This is a genomic window from Arthrobacter sp. SlRoot2-15, assembly GCF_059739345.1.
Map to the genome: position 1 here is coordinate 2,671,188 of NZ_AP046058.1, position 17,628 is coordinate 2,688,815.

Consider the following 17,628-nt stretch of genomic DNA (forward strand, 5'->3'; position numbering starts at 1 on the left):
GGTGCTACTGGGTGAGGCGGACGATCGTGGCTCCGTTGGCGTCGACGGGACCAAGAGTGAAGCCGTCCGCCAGGGAAACGTATTTGATAAAGCTGCCGATGATGCCGCGGCAGTTGCCGTCGCAGGCCACGGCCGCGGTGACTGTCGGAGTCGTATTTTGGAAGGCGTCCGGGAGCGTACTGTTGCCGCTGAATTTCCAGCCCTTGACCTTGAACGCGGCGAACGTCGTCAGGCCGTAGATGGCGCTGCTGCCGGTACCGGTGACCCGGTTGAAAACGGGAAGCAGGACGACCACCTCCTTGCCTGCTGTAATGTCGGCGGCCCAGCTGTTCAGCGTGGCTGCACAAATGGCGGGGGAGCTGTTGCCCGGGTCGCTCCCGCCCTCGGCCACAGCCAGGTCGATCAGCCCGCCGCACACGCCCGGATCGCTGACCAGCCAGCCGAAGCCGCCCTCCACGGCCGCTCCCGAGGGCCCGTAGTTGCAGTCCGGGTTGGCGTTGCTGCCGTGGTTCTGGAGCAGCTGCAGGGTGCCGTCGACGTGTCCCTGGACCTGGCAGATCGAAAAGGCGACCGGAAACGCCGTCGGGCCCTTGACCGGGCTGCCCCAGGTGACGCTGGACGTGGCAGAGACTTCCGCGGAGTTGTAGCCGAAGATCCGGGCGAAAAACAAGGACGCCCGATTGGGCTCTTTGCCCGGCTCCTGCGCTGCCGCGGCAACGGTGACGGTGCGGTTCGCCTTGTCCAGCAGAAGGGCCTGGATGTTGCTGGCGCCGTCGCCGGCATTGCCGTTGGCCAAGGCCCCTGCGAGCGTTGACGTGGCGGAGCACTCGACGTCGTTGATGTCCTTGGCGCACTTCTGCGCAACGGCCAGGGCCGCGGCGTCGGCGCCGTTGCGCAACTGCGTCCGCTCGGCATAGAGCATGCCTACGTCGACAGCCAGCGCGCCGAAGCCCAGCAGAACCACCATCAGGATCGCGACCATGATGGCGATCCCGCCGCGCTCGCGGTCCGCGCCGGGGACCGGATCAGTTAGCCGCCGCACAGCATGACTCCTTTGCCCTCCATCGGGAACGGCCCGGCAATGCCGGTCATAGTGGAGAGCGTGTAGGTGATCTTGACCGTGACCTGCGCCCCGGACGTACAGGGGGTGGGAGTGATCGTGATATTGGTGTCGGCCAGGGCCGGCTGCAATGCGGCAGCAGCGTTTTTCACTGCCGTCTTGGCGGCGGTGGTGTTGTTATTGATGGCCATCACCCGGACGCCTTCACGGGCCGCGCTGGAGAGCGAAATCTGCACGTTATACGCACGGCCGAACTCCATGATGCCCAGCAGGATCATGACCAGCACGGGCGCCAGCAGGGCGAACTCCACCGCGACGGCACCCCGTTCGCTTGTTTTGGACATGGGGGACCGCCTTCCTGGGGTGGAGAATCGCAGATGCCAGTGTGGCGGCGGCTAACGCCGCCGCCACACGTTCCTGGGCGCCGTGCGCCTTGGTCTGGCCGTTATTTGGGTGTGCAGGTGGCCTTGCCCGCATCGGCGCCGGCGGCGTACGTGCCGCCACTGACGGAGCACTGAACCTGGGTGAACGTATCCTTCAGGGTGCCGCCGAGCATGGTGACGGCGACGATGATCACAACGGCGATCAGGGAGACCATGATGCCGTACTCGACGGCGGTGGCGCCGCGCTGGTCGCGGCGCAGACGGGCAGCAAGGCTGCTAAAGAACGAACGCACGAATGCCTCCTGGGCGGTGGGGTGCGGCCCGGGGTGGGCCAGAGACGAACGGGCGGATGATTACTTGGAGCAGGTTCCAGCGGTGCCGGCAGGGGAGCCCGCTGCGGCTGCGGTGTAGACGCCGCCCTTGACGCTGCACTGGACCTGGTTGAAGGTTTCCTTCAGGGTGCCGCCGAGCAGCGTGACGGCGACGATGATGACGACGGCGATGAGGGAGACCATGATGCCGTATTCGACGGCGGTGGCGCCGCGCTGGTCGCGGCGAAGGCGAGTTGCGATGTTGGAGAAGAAGGAACGCATTGGTGACTTCTGAGCGAGTTGGGCGGCTGGCCCTGCACCAGCACTGAGAGGAACTTAGCAACCACCGACACGCCGTCAATCCGAATTGGGAACATCCTGTGCCAAGTCTTCCCAAACTGCCCATTTCCTGTACGTTCCCTGCGCGGATCCTGCGCCAGCCGCTGCAGGAACCCCGCGGGCACAAGGGAGGACCCCCCTCAGCTCTGGGTTCCAAGGGGGGTCCGGTCTTTGGTGCGGCCGCCACGCGGCCGCGGCTTTACTTGTTCCCGGCGAACACCTCCACAATGCTCATTACCGTCGGGCCCAGCAGCACGATGAACAAAGTTGGAAGGATTGAAAAGATGAGCGGAAAGAGCATCTTGACCGGCATCTTCATGGCATGCTCTTCGGCCCGCTGACGCCTCTTGACCCGCATGTCCCTGGCCTGCGAGTTCAGCACGTTGGCGATCGCGATGCCGTAGGCGTCCGCCTGGACCACTGCGCGGACGAAGGTCCGCAGATCCGGCACGTCCGTGCGCTGGGCCATGGCCAAGTAGGCGTCCTTGCGGGAGCGGCCCACCTGGATATCCTGCAGCGTTCGAATCAGTTCCTCGGCGAGCGGACCCTTGCCGTTCTGGCCCGCCCGGGCCATTGCGGTTTCGAAGCCGAGGCCGGCCTGGACCGAGATGAGCATCTGGTCCAGGGTGTCCGGCAGTTCGAGTTTGATTTTCTCGCGCCGCTTCTGGGCGTTGTTCCGGATCAGGATGTCGGGCACGAAGTAGGCCAGCGCCGTGGCGCCGAGCAGGAGGACAACGTTGATTGCCGTGGGGCTACCGGCGACCAGGAGGATGCCCATCACCGCGCCGGCCAGGGCCAGCAGCGGCTTGACCATGATGATGCGGCCCAGCGGCCATTCCTTGGGCCGGCCTGCGCCGGCCAGCTGCTTGTCCAGCCAAGCCGTATAGCCCTTCGGCGTGATTTTTCGACTCAGGGCGGCCAGTTGGCCGGTGGCCGACAGCGCTGAACCTGACGTCTCCGGGCGCCGGCCGAGGTTGGCCTGGATGTTGCGGAACCCGGCCCGGTCGCCGGTGAAGGCAAGCCAGGTCATGATCGAGAGCGGGGCGATGACCGCCAGGATTGCTGCGTAGGCAATGGTTTGCACAGTTCTCTCCCTCCTTCTCAGAACTTCGGTTTGATGAGCCGGCTGAGCCAGAAGCCGCCCACCGCCAACAGGACGACGGCGGCGAGGATCATCAGGAAGCCGGGAAACGTCGTCAAGAAGACCCGCGAGTAAAGCGGGTTGAAAAGCGTCAGCCCAATAAACATCAGGATCGGCAGCGCCATGAGCACCATGGCGGACATGCGCCCTTCGGCGCTGAGCGCTTTGACCTGGCCGCGGAGCTGGTTGCGGTCGCGGATGGTCTCGCCGACGTTGTCGAGGACCTGCGCTAGGTCACCGCCAACTTCCCGGTGGATCTCGATGGCCCGGGTGATCGAGGCGAAGTCGTCGTTATTGGTGCGGGCGGCAACCTCAGCGAGCGACTCGCCGAGGTCCCTGCCGATCCGCGTCTCGTTCACGACCCGGGTGAGCTCCTCCTTCATCGGGGCTTCGTTCTCCTCGGCGGCGGCGTCCACTGACCGGAGCAGGCTGTGCCCGGCCCGTAGGCCACCCGCCAGCATTTGCAGCGAATCCGGGACCTGCTCGTCGAATTTCTTGCGGCGCTGCGCGATGAGCACGTTCAGGAATACAAAGAGGCCCGCGGGCGCCAGCAGCAGCATCAGGACGGCGAGGAGCGGTCCGCCCAGGAGAAACCCAAGGACCACCGCCACAAAAGTGGCGGAGCCTGCTATCAGCAGGTAGTCGCCCGGCTGTTTCTTGAGGCCTGCGCTGTCGAGCTTTTCCCGGCTTAGCAGACCGGAACCGCGGCTGCGGAGACCCTGGTTCAGGGAATGCACCGCCTGGTCCGTCAGCTTTGTCAGGTTCGAGGAGTGGACGGCCGTCTCGTCGGGGCGGCGCCGGGAGAGGGGCACGGAGTGGGACTTGAACACGACGGCGACGAGAATCACCAGCGCGGCGTACGCCAGGAGGAGTCCGGCAACAAAAATCAGCGGAGACTGGTCCGGCATGGTCACCGCCCCCTGACAGGGGCGGCACCAAAGACCGCGGGCGAGATGGGGATCCCGAGTTCGGCAAAGCGGTCGGTGAACCGCGGCCGCACCCCGGTGGGGACGGGCTTGCCCAGGAACCTGCCGGAGGCGTCGACACCGGCGGAATAGTCGAACGCAAAGGCGTCCTGGAGCGTGACGACGTCGCCCTCCATGCCCTGGACCTCCGTAATGTGCGTGACGCGCCGGGAACCGTCGCGGAGGCGGGAGATGTGCACGATCAGGTTCACCGCCGAAGCGACCTGTTCGCGGATGGCCCGCAGGGGCAGGTCCATGCCGGCCATCAGCACCAGGGTTTCCAACCGCGCGATGGCGTCCCGGGGCGAGTTCGCGTGCACCGTGGAGATGGAGCCATCGTGGCCGGTGTTCATGGCCTGCAGCATGTCCAGACATTCCCCGCCGCGCACTTCGCCGACCACAATCCGGTCCGGCCGCATACGCAGCGAGTTACGGACCAGGTCGCGGATGGAGATTTCGCCTTTGCCTTCGATATTCTGCGGCCGGCTCTCCAACCGGACCACGTGGTCCTGCTGCAGCTGCAGTTCCACGGCGTCCTCGATCGTGACAATCCTGTCCGACGTGGGGATGAAGGAGGACAGCACGTTCAGGAGGGTGGTCTTGCCGGTGCCGGTACCACCCGATACGATGATGTTCAGGCGGGCCAGTACGCAGGCCTGGAGCAGTTCGGCCATTTCCGGGGACAGGCTGCCCATCGAAATCAGGTCGTGGACGGTCAGCGGATCCCGGCCGAACTTCCGGATGGTGAGCGCAGGTCCGTTGACGGCCAGCGGCGGGATGATGGCGTTGACGCGGGAGCCGTCGGACAGCCGCGCATCCACCAGGGGGGACGACTCGTCAATCCGGCGCCCCACATTGGAGACGATCCGTTCGATGATCCGCCGCAGGGCCTCGTCCGAGGTGAACCTCGAGTCGGTGAGCTGGAGCTGGCCCTGGCGTTCCACATAGATCTGGTCGAAGCGGTTGACCATAACCTCCGTGACAGTTGGGTCGTCCAGGTACCGCTGGATGGGGCCGTGGCCGAGTACGTCGTCGATGATTTCCCGGATCAGCCGTTGCCGTTCAAGCGAGGTGAGGGGGATCTGCTCCTCGTCTACGACGGCCTTCAGCTCGTCCTTGACCGACTGGTGCAGTTCCGCCTCATCGATCGAGGAATCGGTGATCCGGGAACCCAGCCGCTCAAAGAGGGCCTGGCTGGCGCGTTCCTTGAGGGCATTCAGTGCCTCGCTGGCGACACTTGCGGTCTGCTGGACTTCGGTGAAGCCCGGCTGCGCCTCTGCCGCCGTCTTGGCCTCCAGGATCCGTCCGAGCGTTGCCGGCGGTGTGTGCGAGGCGAAGACGTCGACGGCGGGCTCTTCCGCTGGCACCTCGGGCTGAGCTGCGCCGCGCAGTTGCTGGAATCGGTCCGTGAGGCTCACTGGACTACCGCCCTTCTGTGGAGTTGCTTGTGCGGCCTGGCTTCCCACTCCGGCTTGAAGCGGTCTACCAGTTGGCGGAGGCCCTTCAGGGTTGAATCCCTGCTTCCCTCCTGGAGGACAGGAACGCCCTTGTTGGTGGAAAACGGGAGCGTCCGGGAGCGTGGCAGCACCACGTCCACCGGAGCCCCAATGGTGGCTTCGACGTCCTTGAGCGTGAGCCCAGCCCGCCGGTCGGCCATGTTGAGCACAATGTGACGGTGGGCCGGCACCAGGTTCAGTTCGTCGAGAATCTGGAATCCGGTCCGCATGCCGCGGATGCTGGGCACGTCCATGCCGCAGATCCACACCGCGTCCGTCGCCTGCTCCAGCGTGGCCAGGACATGTTCGCCGAGGCCCGGAGCGGTGTCCACCACGATGTAGCGGAACTCCTGCCGCAACTGCTCCAGCAGATGGGAGACGTGGGCCGCGCTGATGCGGTCCATCTCCACCGGGGTCCTCGGGGCGCACAGCGCGTAGATGCCTGCCGGATGGACGGTGAGGTAGGTCTTGAGCACCATGGAGTCCTGGCTCGCTGCCCCCATCACGGCGTCGGTGATGGTGAACTCCGGTTCGAGCAGCAGCCCGCTGGCCACGTCGCCAAACTGGAGGTCGAGGTCCACGATCACCACGCTCATGGGCGCGGCCTTACCGAGCCCGATCGCGAGGTTTGTGGCCACCGTCGTTTTGCCGACGCCGCCCTTGGGCGACATCACCGCGATAACGCGTCCGGAACCGTGGTCAGCGTGCTCGGTGGCCTGCGGGCCGAGACCCCGACGCCGGCCGGCTGCGGCGAGGCTGGCCCGCTCCAGCATGACCCTGATGGTGTCCGGGTCGGCCCCTGGATCCAGGAGGTCCCGAACGCCGGCGCGCATCGCCTGGACTACTGTGTCGGGGCTCGCGGTGACCGCCAGGACCACGCTGATCTCGGGGTACTGCAGGTCCATGACGGCTGCCAGTTTCAGCGAGTCGGCCACGGGCACTCCGGGGCCCAGGATCAGGACCTCTGGCGGGTCGCCGACCATTTGCCGCATGATGTCGGCGGGTCCCTCGGGCAGGTAGTCGGCCTTGAAGACGTGCAACTCGCCGTGCATGCCGGCGATGGCCAGGCGGACCAGCCGCTCGAAATCGGTGTTGGGCGTGACCAGGACGAAGCGGCTCATCGGAACAGCCCTGCCGCGTCCACTGTGCCCGTGCTGGAATCGGGGGAATCGCCCGGCTCCTTGGACAGGTAGATCTTGCCGAATTCAGCGGCGAAGACAATGCGTTCCGCGTCGGCACTGTTCCGGGCCAGGGTGATGAGGTAGCTGCCGTCGCCCTGGGGTTTGGTGGACGTGGTCGAGGACACCTGGCTGGCTCCGGCCGAGGAGTCAGTCGTTCCGGTCTGGGTGGCTGCGCCGTCGCTGTACTGCGCTGCGGTCACCAGCACCTTGTGGAAGGTCTGCTGCGTCTTGCTCAGCTTGCCTCCTGCCGCCCCGTCGGCTCCGGTGGACGCCAGGTCCATCGAGAGGAAGATGCCGACAGTGTCCCCGGCCTTGAGAATGCCGCCGGCGACGCGCTCGATAGGAAGCTTGAGCGTGATTTCCTGAAGGCCGGTCGGCACCTGGATGCGGGACGGTCCGAGGAAAGCCTTCTCTTCGACCATGCGGCTGGAGAGCAGCTGCTCACCGGGCTCCAGCGTGACGGAAGTGACCTTGGAACCGAGCTGGCCGAGATCAGTGACGCTGTTGTCGGCCAGGGCCAGCTTCGGAACTTCCTTCTTCGCCACCATGCCCGCGATCTTGTCCGCGGAGGTGCCGGCCGGAATGGCCTTTTGTACGACGTAGATGGATTCTGTTTCAGTACCGGACAATGCCCGCCGATCTGCATTCTGAACATACGAGACCAACAATACTGTTCCGATAATTGCCACAAGTAATGCGGCGATGCCTCCCAGTAGGCGTGTTTTCATCGTAACTCCTTAGAAATTAACTATTTGATGAGTTTGATTTCGCTGGTTCCCAAGTCAGCACCTGGAGGTCCCCCCGCGGAATTGATGGTTTCGAATCTCACGAATTGGCCAATGATGCAGCGGTCCTGGCCGCCCGAGCAGGCCAGCGAACTGGTCATCAAGGGATCGCCGGCGGTATTCCGGAATGCATAGGCGGGATGTTGGGTACTGTTGTTGCCGAACTTCCAGCCCCAGATCTTGAAGGTTGCGTAGCCGATGACGTGAAAGCTGCCGTTTTGTCCTTGATTGGTGGCGTCGTCGAAAACGGGAAAAGCAACTTTGACTTCTCCGCCGCCGAGGATGGTCGCTTTCCAGCCGTTCAGGATTGCCTCGCAGCCGCTTGGCGGATTGTTGCCCGGGTCCGAACCCACCTGGTTGGTGCCCGTGGCTGTCGTCGCGACGCACGGGGAGCTCTGGTCGAGCCAGCCCCAGCCGCCCGCGATCTGCGTCCCGGAAGGCCCGGTGCAGGTTCCGCCCGGTTTGTAGGAAATCTTCTGGACTTCGGACGAGACGGCGCCTCCAGACAGGTTGAAGCAGTGATCGGAGATGGCCAGCGGGAATCCGGAGCCGCTGGAGGGCGGTGCCCAGCCCGCGACGGCAGCGGCACGGACCTTGACCGGCGGGGCGTTCAGCGCGCTGGCGAACATTTTGGTCAGGAAGCCCGCTCCTCCGGCGCCGGGACCCTGCGTGGACGTCACGACTTTGACCTGCTTGGCAACGGACAAATCCACTGAATCGACTGCAGATGCGCCGTCGTTGGAGTTAGGACCAGCCATTTCGCGCGCCCAGGTCAGGGCTTGGGTGCCCGTGCAGGTTCCGGCGGCGTGGCACTGTGCCGCCGCCGCCAGGGCGCCCGCATCCGCGGCATTTTGCAGCTGGGCCCGTTCGGCGTAGATCTGCCCGGCGTCGACTGCCATGGCGCCGGCTCCGATCAGCACCACCATCAGCAAAGCCACGAGGATGCCTGTGGCGCCCCGCTCCGACTTCTTGCCGGCTTTGGCTTCCAGGACACTCCTCAGCCGTGGCATCGCATGGCTCCGGTCCCGTGGACGGTGACAGAACTGCCAAAGATTCCGGTCATGGCGTTGGCCGTGTAGCCGATGGCCACCTGGGCATTCCCGGTGGCGCCCGAGGGGCACGCGCCGGTGAAGGTGTAGGTGAAGCCGGCCGCGTTAAGGCCGGGCGCCCCTGCCGTGGCCGCCGCCCGCGCCCGGCTCTGGTCGTTAAAGATAGCCATGGTCCGTGCGGCCTCGCGGGCGGCCTGCGTGACCGAGATCTGCAGGTTGTACGTGTACGAGAATTCGACGATCCCGCCCACGAGGCCCAGCAGGATCGGTGCCACGAGGGCGAACTCGACGGCGGCGGCCCCCCGCTCCCGCGTTCGCGTCCCAGAACGGGACGACGGAAAAATGCTGCGCTTCATTGGATCCCCCCAGGGATAGATGCAGCCAAAGGATTAAGAACTGTGCCGCGTCCGCGATTCACGGACGCGGCACAGGGCGTACTTGATGAGACCCGAGGGTGATTACGGGCCGACCGTCCAGGTGGCGACGCGGTTGCCGAGCCGGGTGAACCAGTCGCTGAGCTGCCCGCCGAAGAAGGTGGCACCCACGATGATGGCAAAGGCGACAAACGCGATCAGGAGCGAGTATTCCGTCGCGGTTGCCCCCTTTTCGGATTCGAATCGGTTCTTGACGCCGGCGACAAACGCCAGCATTGAGACCATGAGACCAGTCATTTTAAAAGTCCTTTTCCAGAGTTATGAATAGTGTTACGGAATTCCAGCAAATCCCCTTTTGCTACCTGGTGGAGCCCCGATGGGACAAGAATTGCACGCCGATTAACGGCCCGGCAATGAGTCCGGCTACTCGAATTCTTGGGGCGAAATGGGGGTTTTACTTGCCCGCTTTGGAAAGGTGTACTCAGTTTTTCTGGGCACGCCAAAGGCAACTACTTGGTTTGCTCAGTGGGCTTACTGGTTCGCCTACGTGGGAGGCGGGATGGGGTGCTACGCGACGAGCAGGATGGCCGCCAGGGCGGCGGCCAGCATGGACGGCCCGTAGGCCACTTCCTTCGGCTTGTTTGCGCGGTTTTTTAGCACGAGCGCAAAGGACACGAGACCGCCGGCGACGAAGCCCAGGGCGCCGCCATAGAACAGCGGCGCCCAGCCCAAGTAGCCTAAGTACAGGCCGAGTGGTGCGGCGAGCTTAACATCGCCCATTCCGAGGCTCTTGGGGCTGATGAGGGCCAGGATGAAGTAGAAAAAGAAGAGGATGACGGCCCCGGCGAGGCCGCGGACCAGCCTTTCCCAACCTCCCAGTGCTAGCGAGGCCCCTGCGAGGAGCAGGATGCCGGCACCCAGCAGGGGTACAACCAGCCGGTTGGGCAACAAATGATGAAGGATATCGATCCGCGCCAGCTGGATGCCGGTAATTGCAAGAAACAAAAACGCCGGCAGTTCCGGGGAAGCGCCAAAACGCCAGGCCAACAGTGCGCAAAGAGCCGCGGTGGCCACCGCCGCCGTCGAACGCTGGAGGAGGGTGGGGCGGCCAGCAAACTCCGGCAGGGCCCGCCCCACAACGGCGTCGGCCAGCCAGCCAAGGCCTAGCCCGGCGGCGGCGATTGCCGCCAGGAACAACAGCGGTGAGGCCCCTGCAACGGCGGGATCGGGCACGGTACCTCCAGGGGTGCGGCGGGCCGGAACTGCGCGGCACGCTGGGCAGCGTGCCACCGGACACCCCATTTTGACCCACGACCCCGGCTTCCGCTATTCTTGGTAGTCGTTGTGCGTGTCCTATCTCGATGATGCGTGCCCGCTTGAGAATCCGGTTGCAGGATAGCTACTCAACGTGCACATTCGAGTCCACAGGATGACTGGTTACATGGAGCCCTCACCTCTGTTCCGGTAGCGCATAGATAGTAGGTGCACCTTTGCGTGACGCCTAAAACAAGAACGCCAGAACAAGAACGAGGCAAACACCGTGCGTACGTACACCCCGAAGCCCGGCGATATCAACCGCCAGTGGCACGTCATTGACGCCACCGACGTTGTCCTTGGTCGTCTCGCCAGCCAGACCGCAATCCTGCTGCGCGGCAAGCACAAGGCCACCTTCGCGTCCCACATGGACATGGGCGACTTCGTCATCATCATCAACGCTGAAAAGGTTGCCCTCACCGGCGCCAAGCTGGAGCAGAAGCGCGCATACCGCCACTCCGGCTACCCGGGCGGCCTGACCTCCGTCAACTACGCGGAACTGCTGGAATCCAACCCGGTCCGCGCCGTTGAGAAGGCCATCAAGGGCATGCTCCCGAAGAACTCCCTCGCTGCCCAGCAGCTGGGCAAGCTGAAGGTTTACCGCGGTGCAGAGCACCCGCACGCCGCCCAGCAGCCCAAGACTTTCGAAATCACCCAGGTCGCCCAGTAGTCCTGGCCACCAACTAACTTATTAATACAAGGAGAACCGTGGCTCAGAACGAAGAGACCACCGAAGCCGTTGAGGCTGAGGAAAACCTGACCAGCTACACCTCGGAAAGCGGAGCTGCTGACGCAGCCGCGCCGAAGAAGGAACGTCCGGCCCTGACCGTCGCCGGCGCAGCTGTTGGCCGCCGCAAGGAAGCCGTTGCACGCGTTCGCGTTGTGCCGGGCTCCGGCAAGTGGACCATCAACGGCCGCGAGCTGTCGAACTACTTCCCGAACAAGCTGCACCAGCAGGACGTCAACGAGCCCTTCAAGATCCTCGATCTCGAAGGCGCCTACGACGTTATCGCCCGCATCCACGGCGGTGGCCCCTCCGGCCAGGCCGGTGCACTGCGCCTCGGCATCGCCCGTTCGCTGAACGAGATCGACGTCGAGAACAACCGCGCCACCCTGAAGAAGGCTGGCTACCTTACCCGTGACGCACGCGTCATCGAGCGTAAGAAGGCTGGTCTCAAGAAGGCACGCAAGGCCCAGCAGTACTCCAAGCGCTAAAAAGCGCCTTCCCAGACTGTGGCCGCTGGCGCGACCACAGTCTGGGCCCCCCGGCGCTTTTCAGCGCTCGGATCCCCAAGCGCTAAAAGCGCCTGGATCAGGAAGCCCGTCCCGCACTCATGCGGGGCGGGCTTCCGTCGTTTAACGCCCGTCCAGCCGCCCGGGGCGGGAGCCGGGCGCGCCATCGACTAAACTTGACCCGATGTCTAGATTATTTGGAACAGATGGTGTCCGGGGCCTGGCTAACGGTCTGCTGACCGCCGAGCTGGCATTGCAGCTGGCGCAGGCTGCCGCCGTCGTGCTTGGCCACGACCGCAGCATCAACGGCAACCGGCCGCGCGCCGTCGTCGCCCGCGACCCCCGCGCCAGCGGCGAGTTCCTCGCCGCCGCCGTGGAGGCCGGGCTCTCCAGCTCCGGCATCGACGTCTACGACGCCGGGGTGCTCCCCACCCCGGCCGCGGCGTACCTCGTGGCGGACCTCGACGCCGACTTCGGCGTGATGATCTCCGCCTCCCACAACCCGGCGCCTGACAACGGGATCAAGTTCTTCGCCCGCGGCGGCCAGAAACTCCCCGACGACGTCGAGGACGCCATCGAAGAGCAGCTGGCCAAGGAGCCCTTCCGCCCCGTTGGCGGCGAAGTGGGCCGCATCCAGCGCTTCTCCGACGCGGAGGACCGCTACATCGTGCACCTGCTGGGCACCCTCCCGCACCGGCTCGACGGGCTGAAGGTGGTCCTGGACTGCGCGCACGGCGCCGCCAGCGGCTGCTCGCCGCAGGTCTTCAAGGACGCCGGCGCCCAGGTGCTGGTCATCGGCGCCGAACCGGACGGCCTCAACATCAACGATGGGGTGGGCTCGACGCACCTCGGCCCGCTCAAGCAAGCAGTCCTGGAATATGGCGCTGACCTCGGCATCGCGCACGACGGCGACGCCGACCGCTGCCTCGCCGTTGACCACGAGGGCAACGAGGTGGACGGCGACGAGATCATGGCCATCCTCGCCGTGGCCCTCAAGGATGCCGGCAAGCTCAAGGACGACGTCCTGGTGGCCACCGTGATGAGCAATCTGGGACTCAAGATCGCCCTGCGGGACGCCGGCATCAGCCTCCGCGAGACCGGCGTGGGCGACCGCTACGTCCTCGAAGGCATGCGCGAAGGCGGCTTCAATCTTGGCGGCGAACAGTCCGGCCACGTGATCTTCGCCGACCACGCGACCACCGGGGACGGGGTGTTGACGGGCCTGCAGATCGCCGCACAGGTGGCCCTGACCGGCCGTCCGCTCAAGGAACTGGCCAAGGTCATGACCAAGCTCCCGCAGGTGCTGATCAACGTCAAGGGCGTCGACCGCACCCGCGTCAACGGCGACGAAGCCGTGGCGGAGGCCGTCGCCCAGGCCGAAGCGCAGCTCGGTGATACCGGCCGCGTCCTGCTGCGCCCCTCCGGTACAGAGCCGGTGGTCCGGGTGATGGTGGAAGCCGCCGATCACGACACCGCGCATGAAGTCGCCGAAGGCCTGGCCCAGGTTGTGAGGACCGAACTGGCCCTGGCCCTCGTGTCAGACTGACGCCCCGTCCGCAAACAACAGTGGCCCGCCTCCGTACGGAAGCGGACCACTCTTGTTTGCTGCGGGAACTAGGGGGTACGGGTCAGTGCGTCGCGGATCTCGGTCAGCAGGGCGATCTGCGGGTCTTCGGCGGCTTCTTCCTTGACGTCTGGGTGGATGCCGAGGCGGCGGTTGCGGCGCTCGATCATGTGGTTCATCGGCACCACGACGACGAAGTAAATGGCGGCCGCGACGAGCAGGAAGTTGACGATTGCCGTCAGCAACACGCCGAACTTGATGTCGTTGCCGTTCAAAGTGACGACGGCGAAGCTGTCGAAGTTAGGGGATCCAACCAGGCCCGCGATGAATGGCATGAGAACGCTCTGGACAAGTGCCGTTACCACGGCGCCAAATGCGGCGCCGATGACGACTGCGACGGCAAGGTCTACGACGTTGCCCTTAAGAATGAAGTTCTTGAATCCTGTCAGCATGCCCTCAACATAACCCCGCCGCGTGAACGGGCCGTGACGGGTACGTGTGTTTCCTCTTCCGTGTCTTCCCTAGAGATAGCCCGGTGCGGCCTCGAGCCCAAAGTACTCCTCGAGGGTCGCAATACCCCGGGCGTTCATCTCGCCGGCCGCTTCCGCACCGACGTAGCGCAGGTGCCACGGCTCGTAGTAGTAGCCCGTGATCTCATGGAACATCCAGGGGTAGCGGACCACAAAGCCGAAGCGGTGCGCGTTTGCCTTGGCCCACACGGCGGCCGGCTGTTCGGCGAAGCATGGCTGGAAGCTGCAGGCGCCGCCGCCGTCGCCGATGTCGAAAGCCCAGCCGGTCTGGTGCTCCGAGTGGCCCGGGCGGGCCGACGCGGTGTCCGCCTCGGCGAGCCCGCGGGAGTTCACGTAGCTGTTGTAGGTGGCGGTCTGGGTGGCGAAGGAACGGTAGCCGCTCGCCAGTACCAGGACGACGCCGGCGGCTGCCGCGTCGTCGAACATCCGCTGGGCCGCTGCCGCCGTCGTGCTGTTCAGCAGGGCAGCCTCCCCGGACGCCGCGAGCCGCACGGCCGGCTGCACCAGGTCCGCCGGAACGAAAGCCGCGGGGGAGAGCGGGCGGTGCTTGTTCACAACCACCCATGGACTTGCCGGATCCGTCAAGGAATACTGCCTGCCGGGTGCGGCGGCCGCAGCGGAGCTGGGCGGCACGGAAGCGGCCGGGCCCGGACCGGCGGGGTCGGCGGGGTCCGTCGTCGTCGTGGCGGCCGTGGCGGCCGGTGCGCCCGAGGAAGCCGGCGCGGTGGAAGGGGTGCCAGTTGGCACGCCTGTGCCGGAAGCAGGACGCGGCGCCGTGCCCTCCGGGCTGCAGGCGGCCAGGGCCGCCAGGGCCGCGAACCCGGCGCCCGTGGCCACAACACGTCCGAACGCGCGCCGGCTGGGGGACTCCGGGGTCTCGGTGGCGTCGGACGCGTTCTGGCACACCCGCGCTAGACCTTGCGCAGCAGCATGCGGCGGATGGAGTGGTCGGCGTCCTTGGTCAGCACGAGCTGGGCCCGGCCGCGGGTGGGGAGGACGTTCTCCTCCAGGTTCGGCTCGTTGATGCGCTTCCAGATGTCGCGGGCGGTCTGCTCGGCCTCGGAATCGGAGAGCGTCGCGTACCGGTGGAAGTAGGATTCCGGCTGGGCGAAGGCTGTGGTCCGCAGCTTGCGGAAACGGTCCACGTACCATTCCTCGATATAGGAGGTCTTGGCGTCCACGTAGATGGAAAAGTCGAAGAAGTCGCTCAGGGCCAGGCCCTGCCGGCCGTCGTGCCGCGGACGGGCCGGCGCCAGGACGTTGAGCCCCTCGACAATGAGGACGTCCGGCCGGCGGACCACAACCTCCTTGCCCGGAACGATGTCGTAGGTGACGTGCGAGTACCAGGGGGCGCGCACTTCCTCTGCGCCGCCCTTAACCTCGCTCACAAAGCGAAGCAGGGCGCGGCGGTCGTAGGACTCGGGAAAGCCCTTGCGGTCCAGGAGTTGCCGGCGCTTGAGCTCGGCCAGGGGGTACAGGAAACCGTCGGTGGTGATGAGCTCCACGTTCGGGGTGCCCGGCCAGCGCCGCAGCATTTCGCGGAGCACACGCGCGATGGTCGACTTCCCCACGGCGACCGAACCGGCCACGCCGATCACGAACGGGGTGCGCTGGGTCTTCTCACCCAGGAACGTGGTGGTGGCCGCGTGGAGCTGGTTGGCGGCCTCAACGTAGAGGTGTAGCAGGCGGGAGAGCGGCAGGTAGACCTCCCGGACCTCCTTCATGTCGAGCGGGTCGCCCAGGCCGCGGAGGCGGAGCACGTCCTCTTCGTTGAGGGGCTGCTCCATCTGGGCAGCGAGCCGGGACCAGGTCTGCCGGTCCAGCTCAACGAACGGGGAGACGCCCTCGCCGTTCGCGTCGTTGCGTTGCAAAGTCACCCTAGAGATTCTGCCCTTGAGAACGCCCAGAGCGAAATGAAGGCCCCCGCGGGCCGCGGCAGCGCCCGGCGACGGGGTGGCGGGCGGCACATCCTACGTCGGACGGTCCGGAAACCAGCTAGGCTTATGGCCATGTGTGGAATCGTTGGATATGTAGGCCGCTCGGCTGGCCGGGTAAATACCGAACACAAAGCCTTGGACGTTGTCCTGGAAGGATTGCGCCGCCTGGAGTACCGCGGCTATGACTCCGCGGGCATTGCGGTCGTCGCGGACGGTGCCATTTCGTCCCGCAAGAAGTCCGGCAAACTGAGCAACCTGATTGCCGAGCTCGAGGCCAATCCGCTGCCCGAGGCCATGACCGGGATCGGCCACACCCGCTGGGCGACCCACGGCGGCCCCACGGACCAGAACGCGCACCCGCACCTGTCCGACGAGGGCAAGCTGGCGCTCATCCACAACGGCATCATCGAAAACTTCGCGGAGCTCAAGCAGGAACTCCTCCGCAAGGGCGTCACGTTCCACTCTGAGACCGACACCGAGGTGGCCGCCGCGCTGCTCGGCGACATCTACCGGAACCAGCTCGGCGGCGACCCGGCCAAGGGCGGCCTGACCACGGCCATGCAGCTTGCCTGCCAGCGCCTCGAAGGCGCCTTCACGCTGCTCGCCGTGCACGCGGACCAGCCCGACGTCGTTGTGGCGGCCCGCCGTAACTCCCCGCTCGTGGTGGGCCTGGGCGAGGGCGAGAACTTCCTCGGCTCCGACGTCTCCGGCTTCATCGACTACACCCGCCGCGCCGTGGAACTGGGCCAGGACCAGATCGTCACCATCACCGCGGACACCGTGGAGATCACCGACTTCTTCGGCGGCCCGGCCGAGGGCAAGGAATACCACGTCAACTGGGATCCGGCCTCCGCGGAGAAGGGCGGCTTCCCGTCCTTCATGGAGAAGGAAATCCACGACCAGCCGGATGCCGTGCTGCAGACCCTGCTGGGCCGCTCCGACGTCCACGGCAAGCTGACGCTCGATGAACTCCGGATCGATCCGGAACTGCTCAAGGGCGTCGACAAGATCATCGTCCTGGCCTGCGGCACCTCGGCGTACGCCGGGCAGGTCGCCAAATACGCCATCGAGCACTGGTGCCGGATTCCCACCGAGGTGGAGCTCTCGCACGAGTTCCGCTACCGGGACCCGATCGTGGACGCCAACACCCTGATCGTCTCCATCTCCCAGTCCGGCGAGACCATGGACACGCTGATGGCCGTCCGTTACGCCAAGGAACAGGGCGCCAAGACGGTGTCCATCTGCAACACCAACGGTTCGACCATTCCGCGCGAATCCGACGCCGTGCTCTACACCCACGCGGGTCCGGAAATCGCCGTCGCCTCGACCAAGGCCTTCCTGGCCCAGATCACCGCCGCCTACCTGCTGGGCCTGTACCTGGCACAGCTGCGCGGCAACAAGTTCCAGGGCGAAATCAAGGACATCCTTGCCGACCTGGGCAAGATCCCGGCCAAGATCCAGCAGATCCTGGACAACGAGGGCCAGATGAAGGAACTCGGCGAGGCCATGGCGGACGCCAAGTCCGTGCTGTTCCTCGGCCGGCACGTCGGCTTCCCGGTGGCCATGGAGGGCGCGCTCAAGCTCAAGGAACTCGCGTACATTCACGCCGAGGGCTTTGCCGCCGGCGAGCTCAAGCACGGCCCGATCGCCCTGATCGAGGAGGGCCAGCCCGTCTTTGTGGTGGTCCCCTCGCCCCGCGGCCGCGACTCGCTGCACTCCAAGGTCGTCTCGAACATCCAGGAAGTCCGTGCCCGCGGCGCCAAGACGATCGTGATCGCCGAGGAGGGCGACGAAGCGGTCAAGGCCTTCGCCGAGCACGTCATTTACATCCCGGAGACCCCGACGCTGCTGGCCCCGCTGCTGTCCACCGTGCCGCTGCAGATCTTCGCGCTCGCCCTCGCCAGCGCCAAGGGCTACGACGTGGACCAGCCGCGGAACCTGGCCAAGAGCGTGACCGTAGAATAGC

The 17,628-nt window shown here is 65.7% G+C and carries 20 protein-coding genes; 4 read left to right on the top strand and 16 right to left on the bottom strand.

The window, feature by feature from the left end:
* Positions 1–4 precede the first annotated feature (4 nt).
* The 13 genes from AC6I9V_RS12375 to AC6I9V_RS12435 all read right to left on the bottom strand — a co-directional run bounded on the left by AC6I9V_RS12375 (position 5) and on the right by AC6I9V_RS12435 (position 10,317).
* Positions 5–1,042, bottom strand: coding sequence for a pilus assembly protein TadG-related protein (locus tag AC6I9V_RS12375; RefSeq protein WP_497899628.1), 1,038 nt, complete (start codon positions 1,040–1,042; stop codon positions 5–7).
* Positions 1,030–1,404 carry a TadE/TadG family type IV pilus assembly protein gene (locus AC6I9V_RS12380; protein WP_349413000.1) on the bottom strand — a complete coding sequence of 125 codons (375 nt, stop codon included), beginning with the start codon at positions 1,402–1,404 and terminating at the stop codon, positions 1,030–1,032. The genes AC6I9V_RS12375 and AC6I9V_RS12380 overlap by 13 nt, the downstream gene beginning before the upstream one ends.
* A gap of 101 nt (positions 1,405–1,505) precedes the next feature.
* The gene (locus tag AC6I9V_RS12385; protein ID WP_138768593.1) at positions 1,506–1,736 is read right to left on the bottom strand and encodes a Flp family type IVb pilin; all 231 of its coding nucleotides are present in this window, start codon (positions 1,734–1,736) and stop codon (positions 1,506–1,508) included.
* Positions 1,737–1,796: 60 nt separating this feature from the next.
* Positions 1,797–2,036, bottom strand: coding sequence for a Flp family type IVb pilin (locus AC6I9V_RS12390; RefSeq protein ID WP_497899629.1), 240 nt, complete (start codon positions 2,034–2,036; stop codon positions 1,797–1,799).
* A 256-nt stretch (positions 2,037–2,292) separates the two neighbouring features.
* A complete protein-coding gene (locus tag AC6I9V_RS12395) occupies positions 2,293–3,177 on the bottom strand; it encodes a type II secretion system F family protein (RefSeq protein ID WP_497899630.1) in 885 nt (294 codons plus the stop codon).
* 17 nt (positions 3,178–3,194) lie between these two features.
* Positions 3,195–4,142, bottom strand: coding sequence for a type II secretion system F family protein (locus tag AC6I9V_RS12400; protein WP_497899631.1), 948 nt, complete (start codon positions 4,140–4,142; stop codon positions 3,195–3,197).
* Between the two features lie 2 nt (positions 4,143–4,144).
* Positions 4,145–5,617 (bottom strand): TadA family conjugal transfer-associated ATPase, encoded by a 1,473-nt coding sequence (locus AC6I9V_RS12405; protein ID WP_497899632.1) that lies wholly within the window; start codon positions 5,615–5,617, stop codon positions 4,145–4,147.
* Positions 5,614–6,816, bottom strand: a complete 1,203-nt coding sequence (locus AC6I9V_RS12410) for a CpaE/TadZ family protein (RefSeq protein WP_497899633.1) — start codon at positions 6,814–6,816, stop codon at positions 5,614–5,616. The genes AC6I9V_RS12405 and AC6I9V_RS12410 overlap by 4 nt, the downstream gene beginning before the upstream one ends.
* Positions 6,813–7,505, bottom strand: a complete 693-nt coding sequence (cpaB, locus tag AC6I9V_RS12415) for a Flp pilus assembly protein CpaB (RefSeq protein ID WP_497899634.1) — start codon at positions 7,503–7,505, stop codon at positions 6,813–6,815. Before cpaB ends, AC6I9V_RS12410 begins: the two co-directional genes overlap by 4 nt.
* A gap of 119 nt (positions 7,506–7,624) precedes the next feature.
* Positions 7,625–8,671 carry a pilus assembly protein TadG-related protein gene (locus AC6I9V_RS12420; protein ID WP_497899635.1) on the bottom strand — a complete coding sequence of 349 codons (1,047 nt, stop codon included), beginning with the start codon at positions 8,669–8,671 and terminating at the stop codon, positions 7,625–7,627.
* Positions 8,659–9,066: a TadE/TadG family type IV pilus assembly protein gene (locus AC6I9V_RS12425; protein ID WP_497899636.1), complete on the bottom strand. Its 408-nt coding sequence runs from the start codon at positions 9,064–9,066 to the stop codon at positions 8,659–8,661. The genes AC6I9V_RS12420 and AC6I9V_RS12425 overlap by 13 nt, the downstream gene beginning before the upstream one ends.
* A gap of 102 nt (positions 9,067–9,168) precedes the next feature.
* Positions 9,169–9,381, bottom strand: coding sequence for a Flp family type IVb pilin (locus AC6I9V_RS12430; protein ID WP_497899637.1), 213 nt, complete (start codon positions 9,379–9,381; stop codon positions 9,169–9,171).
* A gap of 270 nt (positions 9,382–9,651) precedes the next feature.
* A complete protein-coding gene (locus tag AC6I9V_RS12435) occupies positions 9,652–10,317 on the bottom strand; it encodes a prepilin peptidase (protein ID WP_497899638.1) in 666 nt (221 codons plus the stop codon).
* A gap of 307 nt (positions 10,318–10,624) precedes the next feature.
* Here AC6I9V_RS12435 and rplM point away from each other — a divergent pair, with 307 nt between their 5' ends.
* The 3 genes from rplM to glmM all read left to right on the top strand — a co-directional run bounded on the left by rplM (position 10,625) and on the right by glmM (position 13,177).
* A complete protein-coding gene (rplM, locus tag AC6I9V_RS12440; protein ID WP_015937805.1) occupies positions 10,625–11,068 on the top strand; it encodes a 50S ribosomal protein L13 in 444 nt (147 codons plus the stop codon).
* 38 nt (positions 11,069–11,106) lie between these two features.
* The gene (gene rpsI / locus AC6I9V_RS12445; protein WP_056737844.1) at positions 11,107–11,613 is read left to right on the top strand and encodes a 30S ribosomal protein S9; all 507 of its coding nucleotides are present in this window, start codon (positions 11,107–11,109) and stop codon (positions 11,611–11,613) included.
* Between the two features lie 202 nt (positions 11,614–11,815).
* On the top strand, positions 11,816–13,177 hold the full coding sequence (gene glmM, locus AC6I9V_RS12450) for a phosphoglucosamine mutase (RefSeq protein ID WP_497899639.1): 1,362 nt from the start codon (positions 11,816–11,818) through the stop codon (positions 13,175–13,177).
* A 68-nt stretch (positions 13,178–13,245) separates the two neighbouring features.
* Here glmM and mscL read toward each other — a convergent pair whose 3' ends face one another.
* The 3 genes from mscL to coaA form a co-directional block, all read right to left on the bottom strand.
* Positions 13,246–13,647, bottom strand: a complete 402-nt coding sequence (gene mscL, locus AC6I9V_RS12455) for a large conductance mechanosensitive channel protein MscL (RefSeq protein ID WP_497899640.1) — start codon at positions 13,645–13,647, stop codon at positions 13,246–13,248.
* A 69-nt stretch (positions 13,648–13,716) separates the two neighbouring features.
* A complete protein-coding gene (locus AC6I9V_RS12460) occupies positions 13,717–14,631 on the bottom strand; it encodes a M15 family metallopeptidase (protein WP_497899641.1) in 915 nt (304 codons plus the stop codon).
* A 5-nt stretch (positions 14,632–14,636) separates the two neighbouring features.
* On the bottom strand, positions 14,637–15,602 hold the full coding sequence (gene coaA, locus AC6I9V_RS12465; RefSeq protein WP_138768608.1) for a type I pantothenate kinase: 966 nt from the start codon (positions 15,600–15,602) through the stop codon (positions 14,637–14,639).
* A gap of 132 nt (positions 15,603–15,734) precedes the next feature.
* Here coaA and glmS point away from each other — a divergent pair, with 132 nt between their 5' ends.
* On the top strand, positions 15,735–17,627 hold the full coding sequence (gene glmS / locus AC6I9V_RS12470) for a glutamine--fructose-6-phosphate transaminase (isomerizing) (protein WP_497899642.1): 1,893 nt from the start codon (positions 15,735–15,737) through the stop codon (positions 17,625–17,627).
* Position 17,628: the final 1 nt, after the last annotated feature.